Consider the following 18,983-nt stretch of genomic DNA (forward strand, 5'->3'; position numbering starts at 1 on the left):
CTGTCAATCCAGCAAGCCTTTCAACACCTCCAGCGCCACCGGCCGACTGTGCAGATACCCCTGATACAAATGGCAGCCCAGCCCTTGCAGGAACGCCAGTTGCTCGGGGGTTTCCACGCCTTCGGCGATCACTTCCAGTTCCAGGCTGCGGGCCATGGCGACGATGGCGCGGATGATCTCGGCGTCGTTGGGGTCGCTGGTGGCGTCGCGGATGAAGGACTGATCGATCTTCAGGGTGTCCACCGGCAGGCGCTTGAGGTAAGTCAGCGATGAATAACCGGTGCCGAAATCGTCCATGGCGAAGCTCACGCCGAGTTTTTTCAGGCGGCGCATCTTGCTGATGGTGTCTTCCAGGTTCTGGATCACGATGCCTTCGGTGATTTCCAGTTTCAGCAGCGAGCAGGGCAGGCCATGGCTGGTCATGCTGTGTTCGATACGTTCGACGAAGTCGTTCTGGCGGAACTGCCGGGGGCTGATGTTCACGCACAGGCTGAACGCCAGCGGATCGATCAGGCCGTCGGCAATCAATTGCTTGAAGGCATCGCAGGCTTCATCGAGGATCCAGGTGCCGACTTCGAGGATCAGCCCGCTGTCTTCCAGGACCTTGATGAACTCGGTGGGCGATTGCGCGCCGAGTTCCGGGTGATTCCAGCGCACCAGCGCTTCGGCGCCGATGATGCGGTTGTCCCGGGCGTCTACTTGCGGCTGGAAATGCACGTTGAATTCGCCACGGGACAACGCCAGACGCAAGTCAGTCTCCATGCGCAGCCGTTCGCTGGCCGCTTTCTGCATGGTGTTGTGATACATCTGCGTGGTGTTGCGCCCGGAGTCCTTGGCGCGGTACAGCGCGATGTCCGCGCGTTTGAGCAAGTCGGTCGGGGTCGAGCCATGATCGGGAATCAGCGCCACGCCGATGCTCGGCGTCACTTGCAGGCGCTGGCCGTCGAGGAACATCGGCTCCGAAAGCAATTCGCGGATGGTGTCCGCCAACTCACGCACCTGAACGCTGACCTCGTTGCGCGTGCCTTCCAGCCCGCTGAGCAACACCACAAATTCATCGCCACCAAGCCGCGCCACCGTGTCTTCCATACGCACACTGGCTTCGAGGCGCGCGGTGATGATTTTCAGCACCGTGTCACCGACCGGATGGCCGAGCGAGTCGTTGATGTGCTTGAAGTGATCCAGATCGAGAAACAGCAGCGCGCCGCGCAAATTGTGGCGCTTGAGCAGGGCGATCTGCTGGCTCAGGCGATCCATCAGCAATGCGCGGTTGGGCAGGTTGGTCAGCGGATCGTGATAGGCCAGATGGCGGATCTGCGCTTCGGCGTTCTTCAGCAGGCTGACGTCCCGGGCGGTCATCAGCAGGCAGGCGATTTCGTTGAGGGTGATCGGCTCGACCGAAACTTCCACCGTCAGCAATTCACCGCGTTTGTTACGCCCGAGCATTTCCTGATGATGCACACGGCCCTTGATCTGTAGCTCGGCGAGCAACCCCGAGCGTTGTTTCTCCTCGGCCCAGATGCCGACCTGATACACGGTTTTGCCCACCACTTCGTCGGCGCGGTAACCAGTCAGGCGACAGAAACCGTCGTTGACCTCCAGATAGCGCCCGGTGTCGCGTTCGGTGATGGTGATCGCGTCGGGGCTCGAGTGAAACGCCTTGGCGAACTTCTCTTCACTGGCCTTGAGCGCTGCTTCCGAGCGTTGTTGCTGGGTGATGTCACGCAGAGTGGTGACGATGCACGGCTGGTTGCCGACGCTGATCTGGCGGCTGGAAATCACGCAGGTCAGCGATTGGCCGTCCTTGTGCTGGACGATGATCGCGACATTGCTCAGGCCCTGTTCGCGGATCACCCGTTCGATGCGCTGCAGGCTTTTCGCCGACGCATCCCACAGGCCGATTTCTTCAGCGGTATGGCCGATGACATCGGTGGCGCTCCAGCCGAAAGTCTGGGTGAAACTGGAGTTGATCTCGATGAACTCCCCGGTTTCCTGGCGGGTTACGCAGATCGGATCGGGGCTGACCTGGAACAAGGTGGCGAATTTCTCTTCGGAAGCCACGAGGCGCTGTTCGCGTTCGACTTGATCGGTGATATCGAGCAAGGTGCCGGCCATGCGCAGCGGCGCGCCGTTTTCGTCGCGATAGAGGCGGGCGCGGCTTTCCAGATAGCGCGAGCTGCCGTCCGGCAGTTGCACGCGGTACGTCAGCTGATAATTGCCCGCCGGGCCCTCGCGCAGGCTGCGGTAGGCGTCGCGCATACTGTCGCGCTCCTCGCCGGGTACACCTTCGAAGAACTCGTCAAAAGATTCGTGGAACGGAATCGGCTCCAGCCCGTGCAATTGAGCGGCCCGGGCCGAGCCGTAAAGCATGCCGCTGGGAATGTGCCAGTCCCAGGTGCCGAGCTGTGCCGAGTCCAGCGCCAGATCGAGGCGTTCCTGGCTGTCCTTGAGGGCGTGTTCGGCGGCTTTGCGTTCGGTGGTGTCGAGAAACGTGCTTAACAGGTACGGCTGGCCTTCGAGTTCGACCTTTTGCGCACTGAGAATCCCGTCGTGAACCTGACCGTTACTCGCGCGGAACTGCACTTCCATGCTGATCAGCTCGCCCTTGGCCTTGGTTTTCTTGACCAGCTCAGCCCGTTGTTCGGGATGCACCCACAGGCCCAGCTCCAGGGTGGTGCGCCCGATGGCGCTCTGCACCGGCCAGCCGAACAGGCTCTCGAAATACTGGTTGGCCTCGCTGATCAGGCCGTCTTCCTGGCGGGTCAGCAACACCATGTTCGGGCACAGGTGAAACAGTGTGGCGAAACGTTTCTCCGAACTGCTGAGGGCCTGTTCCCGTTGCCGCTGGTGGGTGATTTCACGGATCACCCCGATCATTCGGGGGCGACCATGCTTGTCCGGCAGCAGACTGCCATTGATTTCCAGCCAGTGCAGGCTGCCGTCGGGCCAGCGAATGCGGTGATGCATCGCCTGTTCCAGCGGCGCGCCCGCAATCACCGCGTGGAAGGCGCGAATGGTTTTCGCCCGGTCTTCCGGCGGCAACAGGTCGAGGTATTCCAGGTCTTCGGGCAACGGCTGCCGTGGATCGAAGCCGAACAGGGCCTGGGTGCCCCGGGACCAACTGATCTGCCCGCGCTCGATGTCCCAATACCAGGCGCCGAGGCGGGCGCCGTTGAGCGCCGCGAGCAATTGCGGCGCGCTCTCCCAGCTCTGTTCGGAACGCCGTGGATCAATGGCCTGAATACGCGGCATCGGCGGAATACGGTCAACAGATTTCGGCATTGTTAAGGGGCCTTGAGCTGATTTGGGCGTTAGGCACAGGGACGGCAGCTCTATAGGAGTAGCACAAGTCAGCCGAGAGTCCCTGGCAGATCGATTTGCGCGTCCAGCAGGGCCATAAACGCCCGTGCAGCATTCGACAGCGTCCGTTCGGTGTGCAGGATATAGCCTAGCTGGCGACTGAGCTGTATGCCCGGCAAAGGTATGCGCGCCACCTGTTCATCGAGCATGGTACGCGGCAAGACGCTCCAGGCCAGGCCGATCGAGACCATCATCTTGATGGTTTCCAGATAGTTAGTGCTCATGGCGATGTTCGGCGTCAGGCCCTGAGCCTCGAACAGGCGTTGGACAATATGGTGGGTAAAGGTGTTGCCGCCGGGGAAAACCGCCGGATGGCCGGCAATGTCCGCCAATGTGACAGCGCCGTTGCTGATCAATGTGTGTTCCGGGGCGACTACGAAATCCAGCGGGTCATCCCAGACCGGCGTGGCTTTGACCAGTGTGTGCGGCTCCGGTGCGAGGGTGATGACTGCCAGTTCTGCGCGGCCATGGAGAATTTCCTCGTAGGCCACTTCCGAATCGAGGAACTGAATATCCAGTGCCACCTGTGGGTAGCGGCGGGTGTATTCCCTCAACAGGGGCGGCAAACGGTGCAGGCCGATGTGGTGACTGGTGGCCAGAGTCAGACGACCGGTGACTTCGCCGGTGAGGTTGGTCAGGGCGCGGCGGGTGTCATCGAGCACGTTAAGAATCTGATAGGCCCGTGGCAGCAAAGCCCGGCCGGCCTCGGTCAGTCCCACTTCACGGCCCAGCCGGTCGAACAGCCGCACATTCAGTTGCTGCTCCAGCCCGGCGATGCGTTTGCTGATCGCCGGTTGCGTCAGATGCAGGCGTTCACCGGCGCCGGAGAAGCTCCCGGACTCGGCGATCGCGATAAAAGCATTGAGGTTGGCCAGATCCATGTTTGTATTCCAGTTGGTTATCCAAAGCATAAAAAATATGAATTTGAGTTATTCAATCTAACCCCATAGGATCGGCCTCACAAGCCAAAGGGTTATTGATAAGCCCAGGGCATAGAAACAAGCTGATGAGGAAACGTCTGATGGCCGGCAAAACGCTCTACGACAAGCTCTGGGATTCGCATTTGGTCAAGCAGCGCGACGATGGTTCGGCGCTGATCTATATCGATCGTCACATCATCCACGAAGTGACCTCGCCGCAAGCCTTCGAAGGCCTGCGTCTGGCCGGGCGCAAGCCATGGCGCATCGATGCCAACATCGCGACCCCGGACCACAACGTACCGACCACCCCGGAGCGCAAGGGCGGCATCAGCGCCATTGCCGACCAGGTCTCGCGTTTGCAGGTTCAGACCCTCGACGACAACTGCGACGAATACGGCATTGTCGAATTCAAGATGAACGACGTCCGTCAGGGCATCGTCCACGTCATCAGCCCGGAGCAGGGCGCAACCTTGCCGGGCATGACCGTGGTTTGCGGCGACTCGCACACCTCGACCCACGGCGCATTCGGCGCATTGGCCCACGGTATCGGCACCTCCGAGGTCGAGCACGTGCTCGCCACCCAGTGCCTGGTCGCCAAGAAAATGAAGAACATGCTGGTGCGCGTCGAAGGCCAGTTGCCGTTCGGCGTGACCGCCAAGGACATCGTTCTCGCCGTGATCGGCAAGATCGGCACCGCCGGTGGTAACGGCCATGCCATCGAATTCGCCGGCAGCGCGATTCGCGATCTGTCCATCGAAGGCCGCATGACCATCTGCAACATGTCCATCGAAGCCGGCGCCCGTGTGGGCCTGGTGGCGGCGGACCAGAAGACTGTGGATTACGTCAAGGGTCGTCCGTTTGCACCGAAAGGCGTCGAGTGGGATCTGGCGGTCGAATCCTGGAAAGACCTGGTGTCCGACGCCGACGCGCATTTCGACACTGTGGTTGAACTCGACGCTGCGCAGATCAAGCCGCAAGTCAGCTGGGGCACTTCCCCGGAAATGGTGTTGGCCGTTGATCAGAACGTGCCGGACCCGGCCAAGGAGATGGATCTGGTCAAGCGCGACTCGATCGTCCGCGCCTTGAAATACATGGGTCTGACCGCCAATCAGGCGATCACCGACATTCAACTCGACCGCGTATTCATCGGTTCCTGCACCAACTCGCGCATCGAAGACTTGCGCGCTGCGGCGGTGATCGCCAAGGGCCGCAAGGTCGCATCGACCATCAAGCAGGCCATCGTGGTGCCAGGTTCGGGTCTGGTGAAGGCGCAGGCCGAGGCCGAAGGTCTGGACAAGATCTTCCTCGAAGCCGGTTTCGAATGGCGCGAGCCAGGTTGCTCGATGTGCCTGGCGATGAACCCGGACCGTTTGGAGTCCGGCGAGCATTGCGCCTCGACGTCCAACCGTAACTTCGAAGGCCGTCAGGGCGCCGGTGGCCGTACCCACCTCGTCAGCCCGGCCATGGCCGCTGCGGCGGCGGTGAACGGTCGTTTCATCGACGTTCGTGAATTGATCTAAAAGGAGCGCAGCATGAAAGCTTTTACCCAGCACACTGGTCTTGTCGCGCCTCTGGATCGTGCCAACGTCGACACCGACCAGATCATCCCGAAGCAGTTTCTGAAGTCGATCAAACGCACCGGTTTCGGCCCGAACCTGTTCGATGAGTGGCGTTATCTGGATGTCGGCCAACCGTATCAGGACAACTCCAAGCGCCCGCTGAACAAGGAATTCGTGCTCAACGCCGAGCGTTATCAAGGCGCCAGCGTGTTGCTGGCCCGCGAAAACTTCGGTTGCGGCTCCAGCCGTGAGCACGCGCCGTGGGCGCTGGAAGAATACGGTTTTCGCAGCATCATTGCGCCGAGCTACGCCGACATCTTCTTCAACAACAGCTTCAAGAACGGCTTGTTGCCGATCATCTTGAGCGATGCCGAAGTCGACGAGCTGTTCAAGCAGGTCGAGGCAGAGCCGGGCTATCAGTTGCAGATCGATCTGCACGAGCAGACCGTGACCAGCCCGAACGGCAAGGTGTACCGCTTCGAGATCGACGCGTTCCGCAAGCACTGCCTGCTCAACGGTCTGGACGACATCGGCCTGACCTTGCAGGACGGCGACGCGATTGCGGCGTTCGAAGCCAAACATCGTGCGAGCCAGCCGTGGTTGTTCCGCGACGCGTGAATTTGAAAGGTTGAAACCCCAAAAAAGGAAGTCCCCATGACCAGCACCGCCCAGCACAGTCAGGTTGTACAGAAGCAATTCGGTGAACAGGCCGCCGCCTACCTGAGCAGCGCCGTTCACGCTCAAGGCACTGAATTTGCGCTGCTGCAGGCTGAGCTGGCGGGGCAGGGCGAGGCTCGGGTGCTGGACCTGGGTTGCGGCGCCGGGCACGTGAGTTTTCACGTCGCCCCGCTGGTGAAGGAAGTGGTGGCCTACGACCTGTCGCAGCAAATGCTCGACGTGGTGGCCGCCGCTGCGGTTGATCGTGGTTTGAGCAACGTTTCCACGGTCAACGGTGCGGCCGAGCGCCTGCCGTTCGCCGATGGCGAGTTCGACTTCGTGTTCAGCCGTTACTCGGCGCACCATTGGAGCGACCTCGGCGTGGCCCTGCGCGAAGTGCGTCGGGTGCTGAAACCGGGTGGCGTGGCGGCGTTCATTGATGTGTTGTCGCCGGGTAGTCCGCTGTTCGACACCTATTTGCAGAGCGTCGAAGTTCTGCGCGACACCAGCCATGTGCGCGATTATTCTGCCGGTGAGTGGCTGCGCCAGGTCAGCGAGGCCGGTTTGCACACCCGCAGCACCACGCGTCAGCGCCTGCGTCTGGAGTACAACAGCTGGGTCGAGCGCATGCGCACGCCCGAGGTGATGCGCGCCGCGATCCGCCAGTTGCAGCAATCGATGGGCAATGAAGTGCGCGAATATTTTGAGATTGAGGCCGATGGTTCGTTCAGTACAGATGTACTGGTGCTCTGGGCCGAGAAATAACTTTAGAACGACAAGCATTTTTCCGGGCGCGCCAGTCGCTGGCGCACCGACTGAAGACACGAGGAAAGCATGAGCAAGCAGATTCTGATTCTCCCAGGCGACGGTATTGGTCCGGAAATCATGGCCGAAGCGGTCAAGGTGCTGGAGCTGGCCAACGACAAGTACAGCCTGGGCTTCGAGCTGAGCCATGACGTGATCGGTGGCGCGGCCATCGACAAGCACGGCGTGCCGCTGGCCGATGAAACCCTGGACCGCGCCCGCGCTGCCGACGCCGTGCTGCTGGGCGCCGTGGGCGGCCCGAAATGGGACGCCATCGAGCGTGACATCCGCCCTGAGCGCGGCCTGCTGAAAATCCGTGCGCAACTGGGCCTGTTCGGCAACCTGCGTCCGGCGATCCTGTATCCGCAACTGGCTGATGCCTCGAGCCTGAAGCCGGAAATCGTTTCCGGCCTGGACATCCTGATCGTCCGTGAGCTGACCGGTGGCATCTATTTCGGCGCGCCGCGTGGTACTCGCACCCTGGAAAACGGCGAACGTCAGTCCTACGACACGCTGCCGTACAGCGAAAGCGAGATCCGCCGCATCGCCCGTGTCGGTTTCGACATGGCCATGGTTCGTGGCAAGAAGCTGTGCTCGGTGGACAAGGCCAACGTATTGGCGTCCAGCCAGCTGTGGCGTGAAGTGGTCGAGCAGGTGGCCAAGGATTACCCTGAAGTCGAACTGAGCCACATGTACGTCGACAACGCTGCCATGCAACTGGTGCGCGCACCGAAGCAGTTCGACGTGATCGTCACCGACAACATGTTCGGCGACATCCTGTCCGACGAAGCGTCGATGCTCACCGGTTCCATCGGCATGCTGCCGTCGGCTTCGCTGGATGCCAACAACAAGGGCATGTACGAGCCTTGCCACGGTTCGGCGCCGGACATCGCGGGCAAAGGCATCGCCAACCCGCTGGCGACCATTCTGTCGGTGTCGATGATGCTGCGTTACAGCTTCAATCTGCACGAAGCGGCGGATGCCATCGAGAAAGCGGTCAGCGTGGTGCTGGATCAAGGCCTGCGCACAGGCGACATCTTTTCGACCGGTTGCACTAAAGTCGGTACGCAGGAAATGGGTGACGCAGTAGTCGCCGCGCTGCGGAATCTGTAATCTCTCGGGCCCGCTGCGAAATTCAATACAAAGCAGCGGCCCACTTTTCAAGAAGGTGTAGTTGCGATGAAACGTGTAGGTCTGATCGGTTGGCGCGGTATGGTCGGTTCCGTGCTCATGCAGCGGATGCTGGAAGAGCAGGATTTCGATCTTATCGAGCCGGTGTTTTTCACCACTTCCAATGTCGGTGGCCAAGGCCCGTCCGTGGGCAAGGACATTGCTCCGCTCAAGGACGCTTACAGCATTGAAGAGCTGAAGACCCTCGACGTGATCCTGACCTGCCAGGGCGGCGACTACACCAGCGAAGTGTTCCCGAAGCTGCGCGAAGCCGGCTGGCAGGGTTACTGGATCGACGCGGCCTCGAGCCTGCGAATGAACGACGACGCCGTCATCATCCTCGACCCGGTCAACCGCAAGGTCATCGACCAGCAGCTCGATGCGGGCACCAAGAACTACATCGGCGGCAACTGCACCGTCAGCCTGATGCTGATGGGCCTGGGCGGTCTGTTCGAGGCCGGTCTGGTCGAGTGGATGAGCGCCATGACCTATCAGGCGGCCTCCGGTGCCGGCGCGCAGAATATGCGTGAACTGATCAAGCAGATGGGCGCGACCCACGCCGCTGTCGCCGATCAACTGGCCGATCCTGCCAGCGCGATCCTCGACATCGACCGTCGTGTGGCCGAAGCCATGCGCAGCGACGCGTACCCGACCGAAAACTTCGGCGTACCGCTGGCCGGCAGCCTGATCCCGTGGATCGACAAGGAACTGCCGAACGGCCAGAGCCGCGAAGAGTGGAAGGCCCAGGCCGAGACCAACAAGATCCTCGGTCGCTTCAAGAGCCCGATCCCGGTCGACGGCATCTGCGTGCGCATCGGCGCCATGCGCTGCCACAGCCAGGCGCTGACCATCAAGCTGAACAAAGACGTGCCGATCGCTGACATCGAAGGGCTGATCAGCCAGCACAACCCTTGGGTCAAGCTGGTGCCGAACAACCGTGAAATCAGCATGCAGGAGCTGAGCCCGACGAAAGTCACCGGCACCCTGAACGTACCGGTCGGTCGTTTGCGCAAGCTGAACATGGGTTCGCAATTCGTTGGCGCGTTCACCGTCGGCGACCAGTTGCTGTGGGGCGCGGCCGAACCGCTGCGCCGCATGCTGCGGATCCTGCTGGAGCGTTGATCGCTTGAAGCAATGAACGAACCCGTGCCTTGCAAGAGGCGCGGGTTTTTTTTGCCTGTCTGGCAGCCACCCGGTAAAGTGCCGCTCCCCCCGTTCCACCAGAGGTCGCACCATGAGCCAGCCCATTGATATTGCCGTGATCGGCGCCACCGGTATTGTCGGCGAAACCCTTGTGCAGATTCTCGAGGAGCGCGACTTTCCGGTCGGCAACCTGCATCTGCTGGCCAGCAGTGAATCCGCCGGCAGCTCGGTGCTGTTTCGCAACAAGAACGTGCGCGTGCGCGAAGTCGACGAGTTCGATTTCAGCAAGGTCAAACTGGCGTTCTTTGCCGCCGGCCCGGCGATCACTCTGAGTTTTGCCGCTCGCGCCCATGCAGCGGGTTGCTCGCTGGTCGATCTGTCCGGCGCCTTGCCGGCGGATCAGGCGCCGCAAGTGGTGCCGGAAGCCAATGCCGATGTACTGGCCGGTTTGAAACTGCCGTTCCAGGTCAGCAGCCCGAGCCCGTCGGCCGCCACGCTGGCCGTGGTGCTGGCGCCGTTGCTGGATCTGGTCGATCTGCAATATGTGCATGTCACCGCCAATCTGGCCGTTTCTGCCCAGGGCCGTGAGGCGGTTGCCGAGCTGGCCCGTCAGACGACGGAGCTGCTGAACATGCGTCCGCTGGAACCGACATTTTTCGATCGGCAGATGGCGTTCAACCTGTTGGCTCAGGTCGGTACGCCGGATGCGCACGGCCACACGCTGCTGGAAAAACGTCTGGTGCGCGAGCTGCGCCAGGTACTGGCCAAACCTTCATTAAAGATTTCCGCAACTTGCGTTCAAGCCCCGGTGTTTTTTGGCGATAGCTTTAGCGTGACCTTGCAGTCAGCGAGCGCGGTCGACCTGGAAAAGGTCAATGCCGCGCTTGAAGATGCCGAGGGGATCGAGCTGGTCGAGGCCGGCGATTATCCAACCGCCGTCGGTGACGCGGTGGGGCAGGACGTGGTCTATGTCGGGCGGGTTCGCGCCGGTGTCGACGAGCCGTCGGAACTTAATCTGTGGCTGACGTCAGATAACGTACGCAAAGGCGCGGCGCTCAACGCGGTGCAAGTGGCCGAGTTGTTGATAAAAGACCTGCTGTAAAAGATACTTGGCAACAATTTGTCGACTGATTCTAGCCGGGCGCTATGCTTGGCCAGACCGCTTGATGACGTAATACCCTCCGGGACTTTCCGGGGCATCAAAGAAATGATCGCGCGCGGCATGCTGTCGTCGTCGCGCGCAATGCCTTACGGCAGCGACAATCAACATCTTCTCGCTGGCCGAGGAACGTTCAAACAAAGGAAGAGGCTATGGTTCAAGTTCGCAAACTGGTGTTAGCAATAGCGGCCGCCTCGGCGCTGTCCTCCGGTATGGCGCATGCCCTCGGGCTCGGGGAGCTGACCCTGAAGTCGACCCTGAACCAGCCGCTGGTGGCGGAAATCGAGCTGCTCGATGTCAAGGATCTCACCGCTGCCGAAGTGGTGCCGAGCCTGGCCTCGCCCGAAGATTTCGCCAAGGCCGGCGTCGATCGCCAGGCCTTCCTCAATGATCTGACCTTCACCCCGGTGCTCAACGCCAGCGGCAAAAGCGTGCTGCGCGTAACCTCGAACAAGCCGCTGTCGGAACCGATGGTGAAATTCCTCGTGCAGGTGATGTGGCCGAACGGCCGCCTGCTGCGCGATTACAGCGTATTGCTGGACCCATCGAAATTCTCGCCGCAGACCGCCGATGCCGCTGCGCAACCGGCGCCGTCGCAGACGATCACCGCACCAACTACCGGCGCCACGCATCCGAGCCACACCACCACGCCGCGCGATACCCTGTGGGAAATCGCAGCCAAGGCGCGCACTGGCGGTTCGATCCAGCAGACCATGCTGGCGATTCAGGCTCTGAACCCTGACGCATTCATCGACGGCAACATCAACCGCCTGAAAACCGGCCAGGTGCTGCGTCTGCCGGATCAGGTGCAAAGCACTGCGCTGCCGCAGTCGAAGGCGATTGCCGAAGTGGCTGCGCAAAACGAGGCCTGGCGTCAGGGTCGTCGTTACGTGGCCAAGCCAGGCACCGGTCAGCAGCAACTGGACGCCACCAATCGCGGTCGTGCCAACACCGGTCCTGCGAAGAATGCCAAGGACAATCTGAGCCTGGTCTCCGCTGAAGGTGCCAAGGGGCGTGGCAAAGGTCCGGCCGGTGATGCCAAGGCCCTGAGCAACAAACTGGCGGTCACCCAGGAAAGCCTCGACACCACCCGTCGTGACAATGCAGAGCTGAAAAGCCGCATGGCTGATCTGCAAAGCCAGCTGGACAAACTGCAACGTCTGATCGAGCTGAAGAACAATCAACTGGCGAAAATGCAGGCTGAAGGTCCGGGCGCAACCCCGGCGCCGGCAGCTGACGCGGCTGCGCCAGCCGTTGCGCCGGTTCCGGCCATTACTGCGGAACTGGCGGCGACTCCACCGGCGACTCCGGCCGAGGCTGCACCTGCCGCACCTGCGCCCGAAGCCGCCGCTCCGGCACCGGTTGAGCCAGTGGTCGAGCCGAAGCCTGCTGCCGACGAAGACAAGACCTTCAACGAACTGCTGACCAACCCGATCCTGCTGGGTCTGGTCGGTGGTGGCGCGGTGGTGTTCCTGCTTCTGCTGTTGTTGCTGGCCCGTCGCCGCAAGGCGCAACAGGAAGCCGAGAAACATCTGCGCATGGCTCGCGCTCTGGAAGAACAGTCGTTCTCGCCAGAGCTCGATCTGCCGGAAGACAGCTTCGAAGGCCTGGAAGTGCCGGCAGCAAGCGTCAAGCTCACGCCTGCACCGGCTCCGGCCCCAACTCCGGCACCTGCCCCTGTGGTAGCTCCTGTGGTGATGGCCGAGCCGATCGCCGCGCCGCTGGTAGCCCCGGCAGCCGAACGCTCCGATGACGTGTTGGATAAGGCGCAGTCGCACATCGATGGCGGTCGTCTGAATCAGGCGGCAGCGTTGCTGGAGGAAGGCGTCAGTCTGGAGCCGCAGCGCAGTGATCTGCGTCTGAAGCTGATGGAAGTCTATGGTCGCCAGGGTGATCGTGATGCCTTCGTCGGCCAGGAACGCCAACTGGTCGCCAATGGCGACAACTTCGCCAAGGTCGAAGAGTTGAAAAAACGCTTCCCGGCCATGGCGGTCGTTGCGGCTGCCGGTCTGGCGGCAGCGGCCATTGCGGCCGAGCTGGACGAGGATTACGTCAAGGAACTGCTGCTTGATGAGCCAGAAGCGCCTGCCGCCAAGGCGGACGACGATCTGGACAGCGCTTTCGACCTGAGCCTGGATGATCTCGACAACATCAAACCGGTGGAGCCTGTCGCTCCTGTGGCTGCTGTCGAACCTGAAGCGCCGGTCGAGCTGGACGAATTCCCGGCCGATGACGACCTGAGCTTCGAGTCGGTGCTGCAGCAGCAGACCGAAATCAAGGAAAACCTCGACGACCTGTCTGACTTCGATCTGGACCTGGATCTCGGTGCCGATCCTGCGCCTGTGCCGGTTGAGCTGGCTGACGATGATTTCCTGCTGGATCTCGACGAGAGCGTGAAGGATCTGCCGCCGGTCGAGCCGCCAGTGGTGGCTGAAGCCCCTCTGGATGATCTGGAGCTGCCAGCCGATTTCGATCTGTCCCTGGCCGACGAGATGGATGCGACCCCGGCCGAACCGGATGCCTTCGCCGCCGAGCTGGACGACGTCAATGCCGAGCTGGATCGCCTGTCGGGCAGCATCAACGAGCCGAGCTTCACCGAAACCGACGCAGCGTTGGGCGGCGATCTGAATGACGAGGACTTCGACTTCCTCGCCGGTACCGACGAAGCCGCCACCAAACTCGATCTGGCCCAGGCCTACATCGACATGGGCGACAACGATGGTGCACGCGATATCCTCAACGAAGTGCTCAGCGAGGGTGATGACAAGCAGAAGAGCGAAGCGAAGGAAATGCTTTCGCACCTGGCCTGAGTCAGCGTTCGGCAGTAAACAAAACGGCAGCCCATCGAGGCTGCCGTTTTTGCTTGGGTCTGGTATCCCCGGTGCGCCGCCTTATAATGCCCGCCTTTGTAGATCAGCAGGCTGTACCGACTTGGCAAACATAGATAACCCGGCCGCCGAAATGGCCCCCGAAGGCTTTTTTCGCGTCGCCCTGGGCGTTGAGTACAAGGGTTCGCGCTACAGCGGCTGGCAGCGCCAGTCCACGGGTGTGCTCACCGTGCAGGAAACCCTGGAAAAAGCCTTGTCGAAGGTCGCCAATTCGCCGATCTCGCTGCAATGCGCCGGGCGCACCGATGCCGGCGTGCATGCCTGTGGGCAGGTCGTGCATTTCGACACCCAGGTCGACCGCTCGCTGAAAGCCTGGGTCATGGGCGCCAACATCAATCTGCCCCATGACATCAGTGTCAGCTGGGCGAAGGTCATGCCTGCGCACTTCCATGCGCGGTTCAAGGCTATTGCCCGGCGCTATCGTTACGTGATCTACAACGATCAGATCCGTCCGGCGCATCTCAATGAAGAAATCACCTGGAATCACCGTCCGCTGGACGTCGAACGCATGGCTGAAGCCGCTCAGTACCTCATTGGTACTCATGATTTCAGCGCCTTCCGTGCTGGTCAGTGTCAGGCCAAGTCGCCGATCAAGCAGATGCATCATCTGCGCGTGACCCGTCACGGCAAGATGATCGTGCTGGACATTCGCGCCAATGCCTTCCTGCACCACATGGTGCGCAATATCGCCGGGGTGCTGATGACGATCGGTGCCGGCGAGCGGCCGCCGGAGTGGATGAAAGAAGTGCTGGAAAGCCGCGAGCGGCGTTCCGGCGGGGTCACGGCGCATCCGTTCGGTCTGTATCTGGTGCAGGTCGAGTATCACGACGAGTTCCCGTTGCCCGAGCGTTTCATCGGGCCACATTTCCTTACGGGTTTCTCGGAACTTGACGGCTGACGCCCTCGAATGCATTTGTTACCATCCGGGACTTTCCCGGATTTGCCCTGAGGTTTTTATCGACATGTCGGCCGTTCGCAGCAAGATTTGCGGGATTACCCGCATGGAAGATGCGTTGGCAGCCGTCGAGGCCGGGGCCGATGCCATCGGGTTCGTGTTCTACGCTAAAAGCCCACGTGCGGTGACAGTGCAGCAGGCGCGGGCGATCATTGCCGCGTTGCCGCCGTTCGTGACCACGGTGGGGCTGTTCGTCAATGCCAGCCGTTGCGAGCTTGGCGAAATCCTCGATGCCGTGCCGCTGGATCTGCTGCAATTTCATGGCGATGAGACCGCTGCCGAGTGCGAAGGCTGGCACCGGCCATATATCAAGGCCCTGCGGGTCAAGGCGGGCGATGACATCGCCGCCGCCTGCAATGCCTACCCGAGCGCCAGTGGTGTGCTGCTCGACACCTACGTTGAAGGCGTGCCCGGTGGAACCGGCGAGGCATTCGACTGGTCATTGATTCCGCAGGGTTTGAGCAAACCGCTGATTCTGGCCGGCGGTCTGACCCCGGAGAACGTCGCTGACGCCATTGTCCGGGTGCGACCGTACGCCGTGGACGTCAGTGGTGGGGTAGAGGTGAGCAAGGGCATCAAGGATCACGCAAAGATTCGGGCGTTCATCAACGCCGTACGTTGATGTGACGGCTGGCAGACTGCCGCCGTCCACAGCTCTGTAGAAAAGAGGCTGAGGGTCTTTTCGGGTTGTACGCAGGTCAGTTCCGCTGACCCGGCAATCCATCGATCATCGCCACACATGAATTTAGCTGAAGGGCATACGCGGGGCCGCGAACCAGAGCGTTCGGGCCGCCGGTACTGGAGAAAGAAAGCATGAGCAACTGGTTGGTAGACAAGCTGATCCCTTCGATCATGCGTTCGGAGGTCAAGAAGAGCTCGGTGCCTGAAGGTCTGTGGCACAAATGCCCGTCCTGCGAGGCCGTGCTGTATCGTCCGGAGCTGGAAAAGACCCTGGACGTTTGCCCCAAATGCAACCACCACATGCGTATTGGCGCACGTGCGCGCATCGACATTTTCCTGGATGCCGAAGGCCGTGTTGAACTGGGTGCAGACCTGGAGCCGGTTGACCGTCTGAAATTCCGCGACGGCAAGAAGTACAAGGATCGTCTGGTGGCTGCCCAGAAGCAGACCGGCGAGAAAGACGCACTGGTGTCCATGAGCGGCACCCTGCTGGGCATGCCTGTCGTGGTTTCGGCGTTCGAATTCAGCTTCATGGGCGGCTCCATGGGCGCCATCGTCGGTGAGCGCTTCGTGCGCGCCGCCAACTACGCCCTGGAAAACCGTTGCCCGATGGTCTGCTTCTCCGCCTCCGGTGGTGCGCGGATGCAGGAAGCCCTGATCTCGCTGATGCAGATGGCCAAGACCTCGGCGGTGCTGGCACGTTTGCGTGAAGAAGGCATTCCGTTCATCTCCGTACTGACCGACCCGGTCTACGGCGGCGTTTCCGCCAGTCTGGCAATGCTCGGCGACGTGATCGTCGGCGAGCCGAAAGCCCTGATCGGTTTTGCCGGTCCGCGTGTGATCGAACAGACCGTTCGCGAAAAACTGCCTGAAGGCTTCCAGCGCAGCGAGTTCCTGCTGGAGCACGGCGCAATCGACCTGATCATCGACCGTCGCGAGCTGCGTCCACGCCTGGGCAACCTGCTGGCGCAACTGACCGGCAAGCCGACGCCAACCTTCGTTGCCGCGCCGATCGAACCGATCGTCGTTCCGCCGGTGCCTGCCAACGTATGACCGAACGTACCCTTGGCGAGTGGCTCGCCTACCTTGAGCAGTTGCATCCTTCGGCCATCGACATGGGGCTGGAGCGTTCGCAACAGGTAGCGTCCCGCATGGGGCTGGGCCAGCCGGCGCCTCGGGTGATTACGGTCACCGGCACCAACGGCAAGGGTTCGACCTGCGCTTTCGTGGCTTCGCTGCTGCGGGCGCAGGGCCTGAACGTTGGTGTCTACAATTCCCCGCATCTGCTGCGTTACAACGAGCGGGTGCAGCTCAATGGCGTCGAAGCCACTGATGCGCAGCTGTGCGAAGCCTTCGCGGCGGTCGAGGCCGGGCGTGGCGAGACTTCCCTGACTTACTTCGAAATGGGTACCCTGGCAGCGTTCTGGCTGTTTCAGCAGGCCGGGCTCGATGCGGTGGTGCTGGAAGTCGGTCTGGGCGGGCGTCTGGACACGGTCAACGTGGTCGATGCCGACATCGCGCTGGTCACCAGCATTGGTGTCGATCACGCCGATTACCTGGGCAACACCCGTGAATCCGTGGCTTTCGAGAAGGCCGGGATTTTCCGTCAGGGCAAACCTGCGCTGTGCGGCGATCTGAATCCTCCACAACCTTTGCTGGACAAGGCGCGCGAGCTTGCTTGCCCGTTCTTCCTGCGTGGGCGCGATTTCGATCTCGGCATCACCGATCAATTCTGGCAGTGGCGCGGCACCGGTGCTGACGGTCAGGTCGTCGAGCTGCGGGATTTGCCGCTGCTCGATCTGCCGATGGAAAACGCTGCGCTGGCGTTGCAGGCTTATCTGCTGCTCGGTCTGCCTTGGGATGCTCAGCAGATTGTTGCGGCCTTGCAGGCGACTCGCGTGGTCGGTCGTCTGGATCGTCGCTCGTTCGAATGGAACGGCAAGCGCTTGAACCTGCTGCTGGATGTCGGGCATAACCCGCACGCAGCGGAGTATCTGGCCCGGCGTCTGGCGGCTCGCCCGCCGGTCGGCAAGCGCCTGGCGGTGTTCGGCCTGCTGGCGGACAAAGATCTGGACGGTGTGGTCGGTGAATTGAATGCCAGCGTCCAGCATTGGGCGGTGGCGCCACTGGATTCGCCGCGTGCGCGTCCGGTGGTTGAATTGAATGTTGCATTGCAGAACCTTGGTGCGTCGGTCACGTCTTATGACAGCGTGGCGGCCGCCCTGGAAGGGCAGTGCGCAGTGGCCACCAGCGACGACGAGATCTTGCTGTTCGGATCATTTTATTGTGTCGCCGAGGCCCTTGAATGGCTGGCCCGGCGCTCCACGGAGGAAGCGGCAAATGGCTTTGCTGGATAAAGCGTACAAGCAGCGCATGGTCGGTGCTCTGGTGCTGGTGGCGCTGGCGGTGATTTTCCTGCCGATGCTGTTTTCCCGTCAGGACGAGCAGCGTCAGGTGACCGTCGATGCGCCGGCTGCACCGCAGGCACCTGCCGTGGCGCAGATCCAGATGGAGACGGTAGCGGTGCCTGAGCCACAGGTTCTGCCTCAGGAGCCAGTGCCGAGCGACTACGAAGTTGCCGAGCAAACGGCGCCAGCGACACCGATTGCGCCTGCTGCGCCGACACCGGCTCCAGCTCCGGTAGCCAAACCAGTCGCAGTTGCTCCGGCACCTGCACCCGTGACCAAGCCTGCTGCAGCCCCGGCCCAGCCGATCGCTGCGCTGTCTGCCAAGCCGGATACCACCCAGAGCCGCGTCGATGCCAATGGCCTGTCGGTGAGCTGGTCGGTGCAACTGGCCAGTCTGTCGAGCCGCGCCAGCGCCGAAAGCCTGCAGAAAACCCTGCGCAGTCAGGGCTACAACGCTTATATCCGCTCCGCCGATGGCAAGAATCGGGTGTTTGTCGGTCCGCTGATCGAGCGCGCCGAAGCCGATCGTTTACGCGATCTGTTGAGCCGCCAGCAGAACCTAAAGGGGTTTGTGGTGCGCTTCCAGCCCGAGCGTGGCTGAAAACTATCACCTCGATTGAAATGCACTGACAATCGCAGCTTACCGACAGCCATGCGCTCTGCTAAAATGCGCCGCCTTATCCGTCTGTAGGCTGCACTGTGCCATTTACCTGGGTTGACTGGGCGATCGTTGCAATCATCGCCATCTCCGCTTTGATCAGTTTGAGCCGCGGCTTCGTCAAAGAAGCACTATCGCTGGTGACCTGGATCATCGCAGGAGCGGTTGCCTGGATGTTCGGTGGTTCACTGTCCGAGTACCTCGCCGGATACATTCAAACACCGTCGGCTCGTGTGATCACGGGCTGTGCCATCATGTTTGTCGCCACACTGATCGTGGGCGCAATGATCAATTATCTTATCGGCGAGTTGGTTCGCGTCACCGGGTTGTCCGGGACTGACCGATTCCTCGGCATGGCCTTCGGCGCTGCGCGTGGCGTGTTGCTGGTGGTCGTGGCGGTCGGGCTGTTGAGCCTGGGGCCGGTACAGCAGGACGGGTGGTGGAAAGAATCACAGCTCGTGCCAAAGTTTCTATTGGTCGCCGACTGGTCCAAAAACCTGATTCTCGGGTGGAGCAGTCAGTGGCTTGCCAGCGGAATCAGCGTACCCGCTGATATTCCGTTCAAGGAGCAACTCTTGCCGTCGGCCAAAACGCCTCAGTGAGTGTTGTTCAGTTCAGATC

At 61.4% G+C, this 18,983-nt stretch carries 15 protein-coding genes; 13 read left to right on the forward strand and 2 right to left on the reverse strand.

What is annotated here, in order from left to right; translation table 11 throughout:
• Positions 1–3: 3 nt before the first annotated feature.
• Positions 4–3,282 carry a PAS domain S-box protein gene (locus M5B98_RS27680; protein ID WP_248744594.1) on the reverse strand — a complete coding sequence of 1,093 codons (3,279 nt, stop codon included), beginning with the start codon at positions 3,280–3,282 and terminating at the stop codon, positions 4–6.
• Between the two features lie 68 nt (positions 3,283–3,350).
• Entirely contained in the window at positions 3,351–4,241 is an 891-nt protein-coding gene (locus tag M5B98_RS27685) for a LysR family transcriptional regulator (RefSeq protein ID WP_085711996.1), read from the reverse strand.
• Between the two features lie 140 nt (positions 4,242–4,381).
• Here M5B98_RS27685 and leuC point away from each other — a divergent pair, with 140 nt between their 5' ends.
• From leuC to M5B98_RS27750, 13 genes are all read left to right on the forward strand, one after another.
• Positions 4,382–5,800 carry a 3-isopropylmalate dehydratase large subunit gene (gene leuC, locus M5B98_RS27690; RefSeq protein WP_248744595.1) on the forward strand — a complete coding sequence of 473 codons (1,419 nt, stop codon included), beginning with the start codon at positions 4,382–4,384 and terminating at the stop codon, positions 5,798–5,800.
• Between the two features lie 12 nt (positions 5,801–5,812).
• Positions 5,813–6,457, forward strand: a complete 645-nt coding sequence (leuD, locus tag M5B98_RS27695) for a 3-isopropylmalate dehydratase small subunit (protein WP_064594825.1) — start codon at positions 5,813–5,815, stop codon at positions 6,455–6,457.
• Between the two features lie 36 nt (positions 6,458–6,493).
• Complete coding sequence (locus tag M5B98_RS27700) at positions 6,494–7,261, forward strand: class I SAM-dependent methyltransferase (protein WP_115077206.1); 768 nt, start codon at positions 6,494–6,496, stop codon at positions 7,259–7,261.
• 69 nt (positions 7,262–7,330) lie between these two features.
• Positions 7,331–8,413 (forward strand): 3-isopropylmalate dehydrogenase, encoded by a 1,083-nt coding sequence (gene leuB, locus M5B98_RS27705; RefSeq protein WP_248744596.1) that lies wholly within the window; start codon positions 7,331–7,333, stop codon positions 8,411–8,413.
• A gap of 66 nt (positions 8,414–8,479) precedes the next feature.
• Positions 8,480–9,592, forward strand: a complete 1,113-nt coding sequence (asd, locus tag M5B98_RS27710; protein WP_011333354.1) for an aspartate-semialdehyde dehydrogenase — start codon at positions 8,480–8,482, stop codon at positions 9,590–9,592.
• A 112-nt stretch (positions 9,593–9,704) separates the two neighbouring features.
• The gene (locus M5B98_RS27715) at positions 9,705–10,715 is read left to right on the forward strand and encodes an aspartate-semialdehyde dehydrogenase (RefSeq protein WP_248744597.1); all 1,011 of its coding nucleotides are present in this window, start codon (positions 9,705–9,707) and stop codon (positions 10,713–10,715) included.
• 209 nt (positions 10,716–10,924) lie between these two features.
• Positions 10,925–13,582 carry a FimV/HubP family polar landmark protein gene (locus tag M5B98_RS27720; RefSeq protein ID WP_248744598.1) on the forward strand — a complete coding sequence of 886 codons (2,658 nt, stop codon included), beginning with the start codon at positions 10,925–10,927 and terminating at the stop codon, positions 13,580–13,582.
• 151 nt (positions 13,583–13,733) lie between these two features.
• Positions 13,734–14,558, forward strand: a complete 825-nt coding sequence (gene truA / locus M5B98_RS27725; protein ID WP_085712002.1) for a tRNA pseudouridine(38-40) synthase TruA — start codon at positions 13,734–13,736, stop codon at positions 14,556–14,558.
• A 64-nt stretch (positions 14,559–14,622) separates the two neighbouring features.
• Positions 14,623–15,237: a phosphoribosylanthranilate isomerase gene (locus M5B98_RS27730; RefSeq protein ID WP_248744599.1), complete on the forward strand. Its 615-nt coding sequence runs from the start codon at positions 14,623–14,625 to the stop codon at positions 15,235–15,237.
• Positions 15,238–15,428: 191 nt separating this feature from the next.
• Positions 15,429–16,349 (forward strand): acetyl-CoA carboxylase, carboxyltransferase subunit beta, encoded by a 921-nt coding sequence (accD, locus tag M5B98_RS27735; RefSeq protein WP_085712004.1) that lies wholly within the window; start codon positions 15,429–15,431, stop codon positions 16,347–16,349.
• Positions 16,346–17,653, forward strand: a complete 1,308-nt coding sequence (gene folC, locus M5B98_RS27740; RefSeq protein WP_248744600.1) for a bifunctional tetrahydrofolate synthase/dihydrofolate synthase — start codon at positions 16,346–16,348, stop codon at positions 17,651–17,653. Before accD ends, folC begins: the two co-directional genes overlap by 4 nt.
• Positions 17,637–18,305, forward strand: coding sequence for an SPOR domain-containing protein (locus M5B98_RS27745; RefSeq protein ID WP_248744601.1), 669 nt, complete (start codon positions 17,637–17,639; stop codon positions 18,303–18,305). Before folC ends, M5B98_RS27745 begins: the two co-directional genes overlap by 17 nt.
• Positions 18,306–18,403: 98 nt before the next feature.
• Complete coding sequence (locus M5B98_RS27750) at positions 18,404–18,964, forward strand: CvpA family protein (protein WP_007956464.1); 561 nt, start codon at positions 18,404–18,406, stop codon at positions 18,962–18,964.
• The last annotated feature ends 19 nt before the right edge of the window (positions 18,965–18,983 follow it).

Origin of the sequence: Pseudomonas sp. MWU12-3088, from assembly GCF_023242405.1 — a bacterium.
Classification (GTDB): Bacteria; Pseudomonadota; Gammaproteobacteria; order Pseudomonadales; family Pseudomonadaceae; genus Aquipseudomonas; species Aquipseudomonas kribbensis.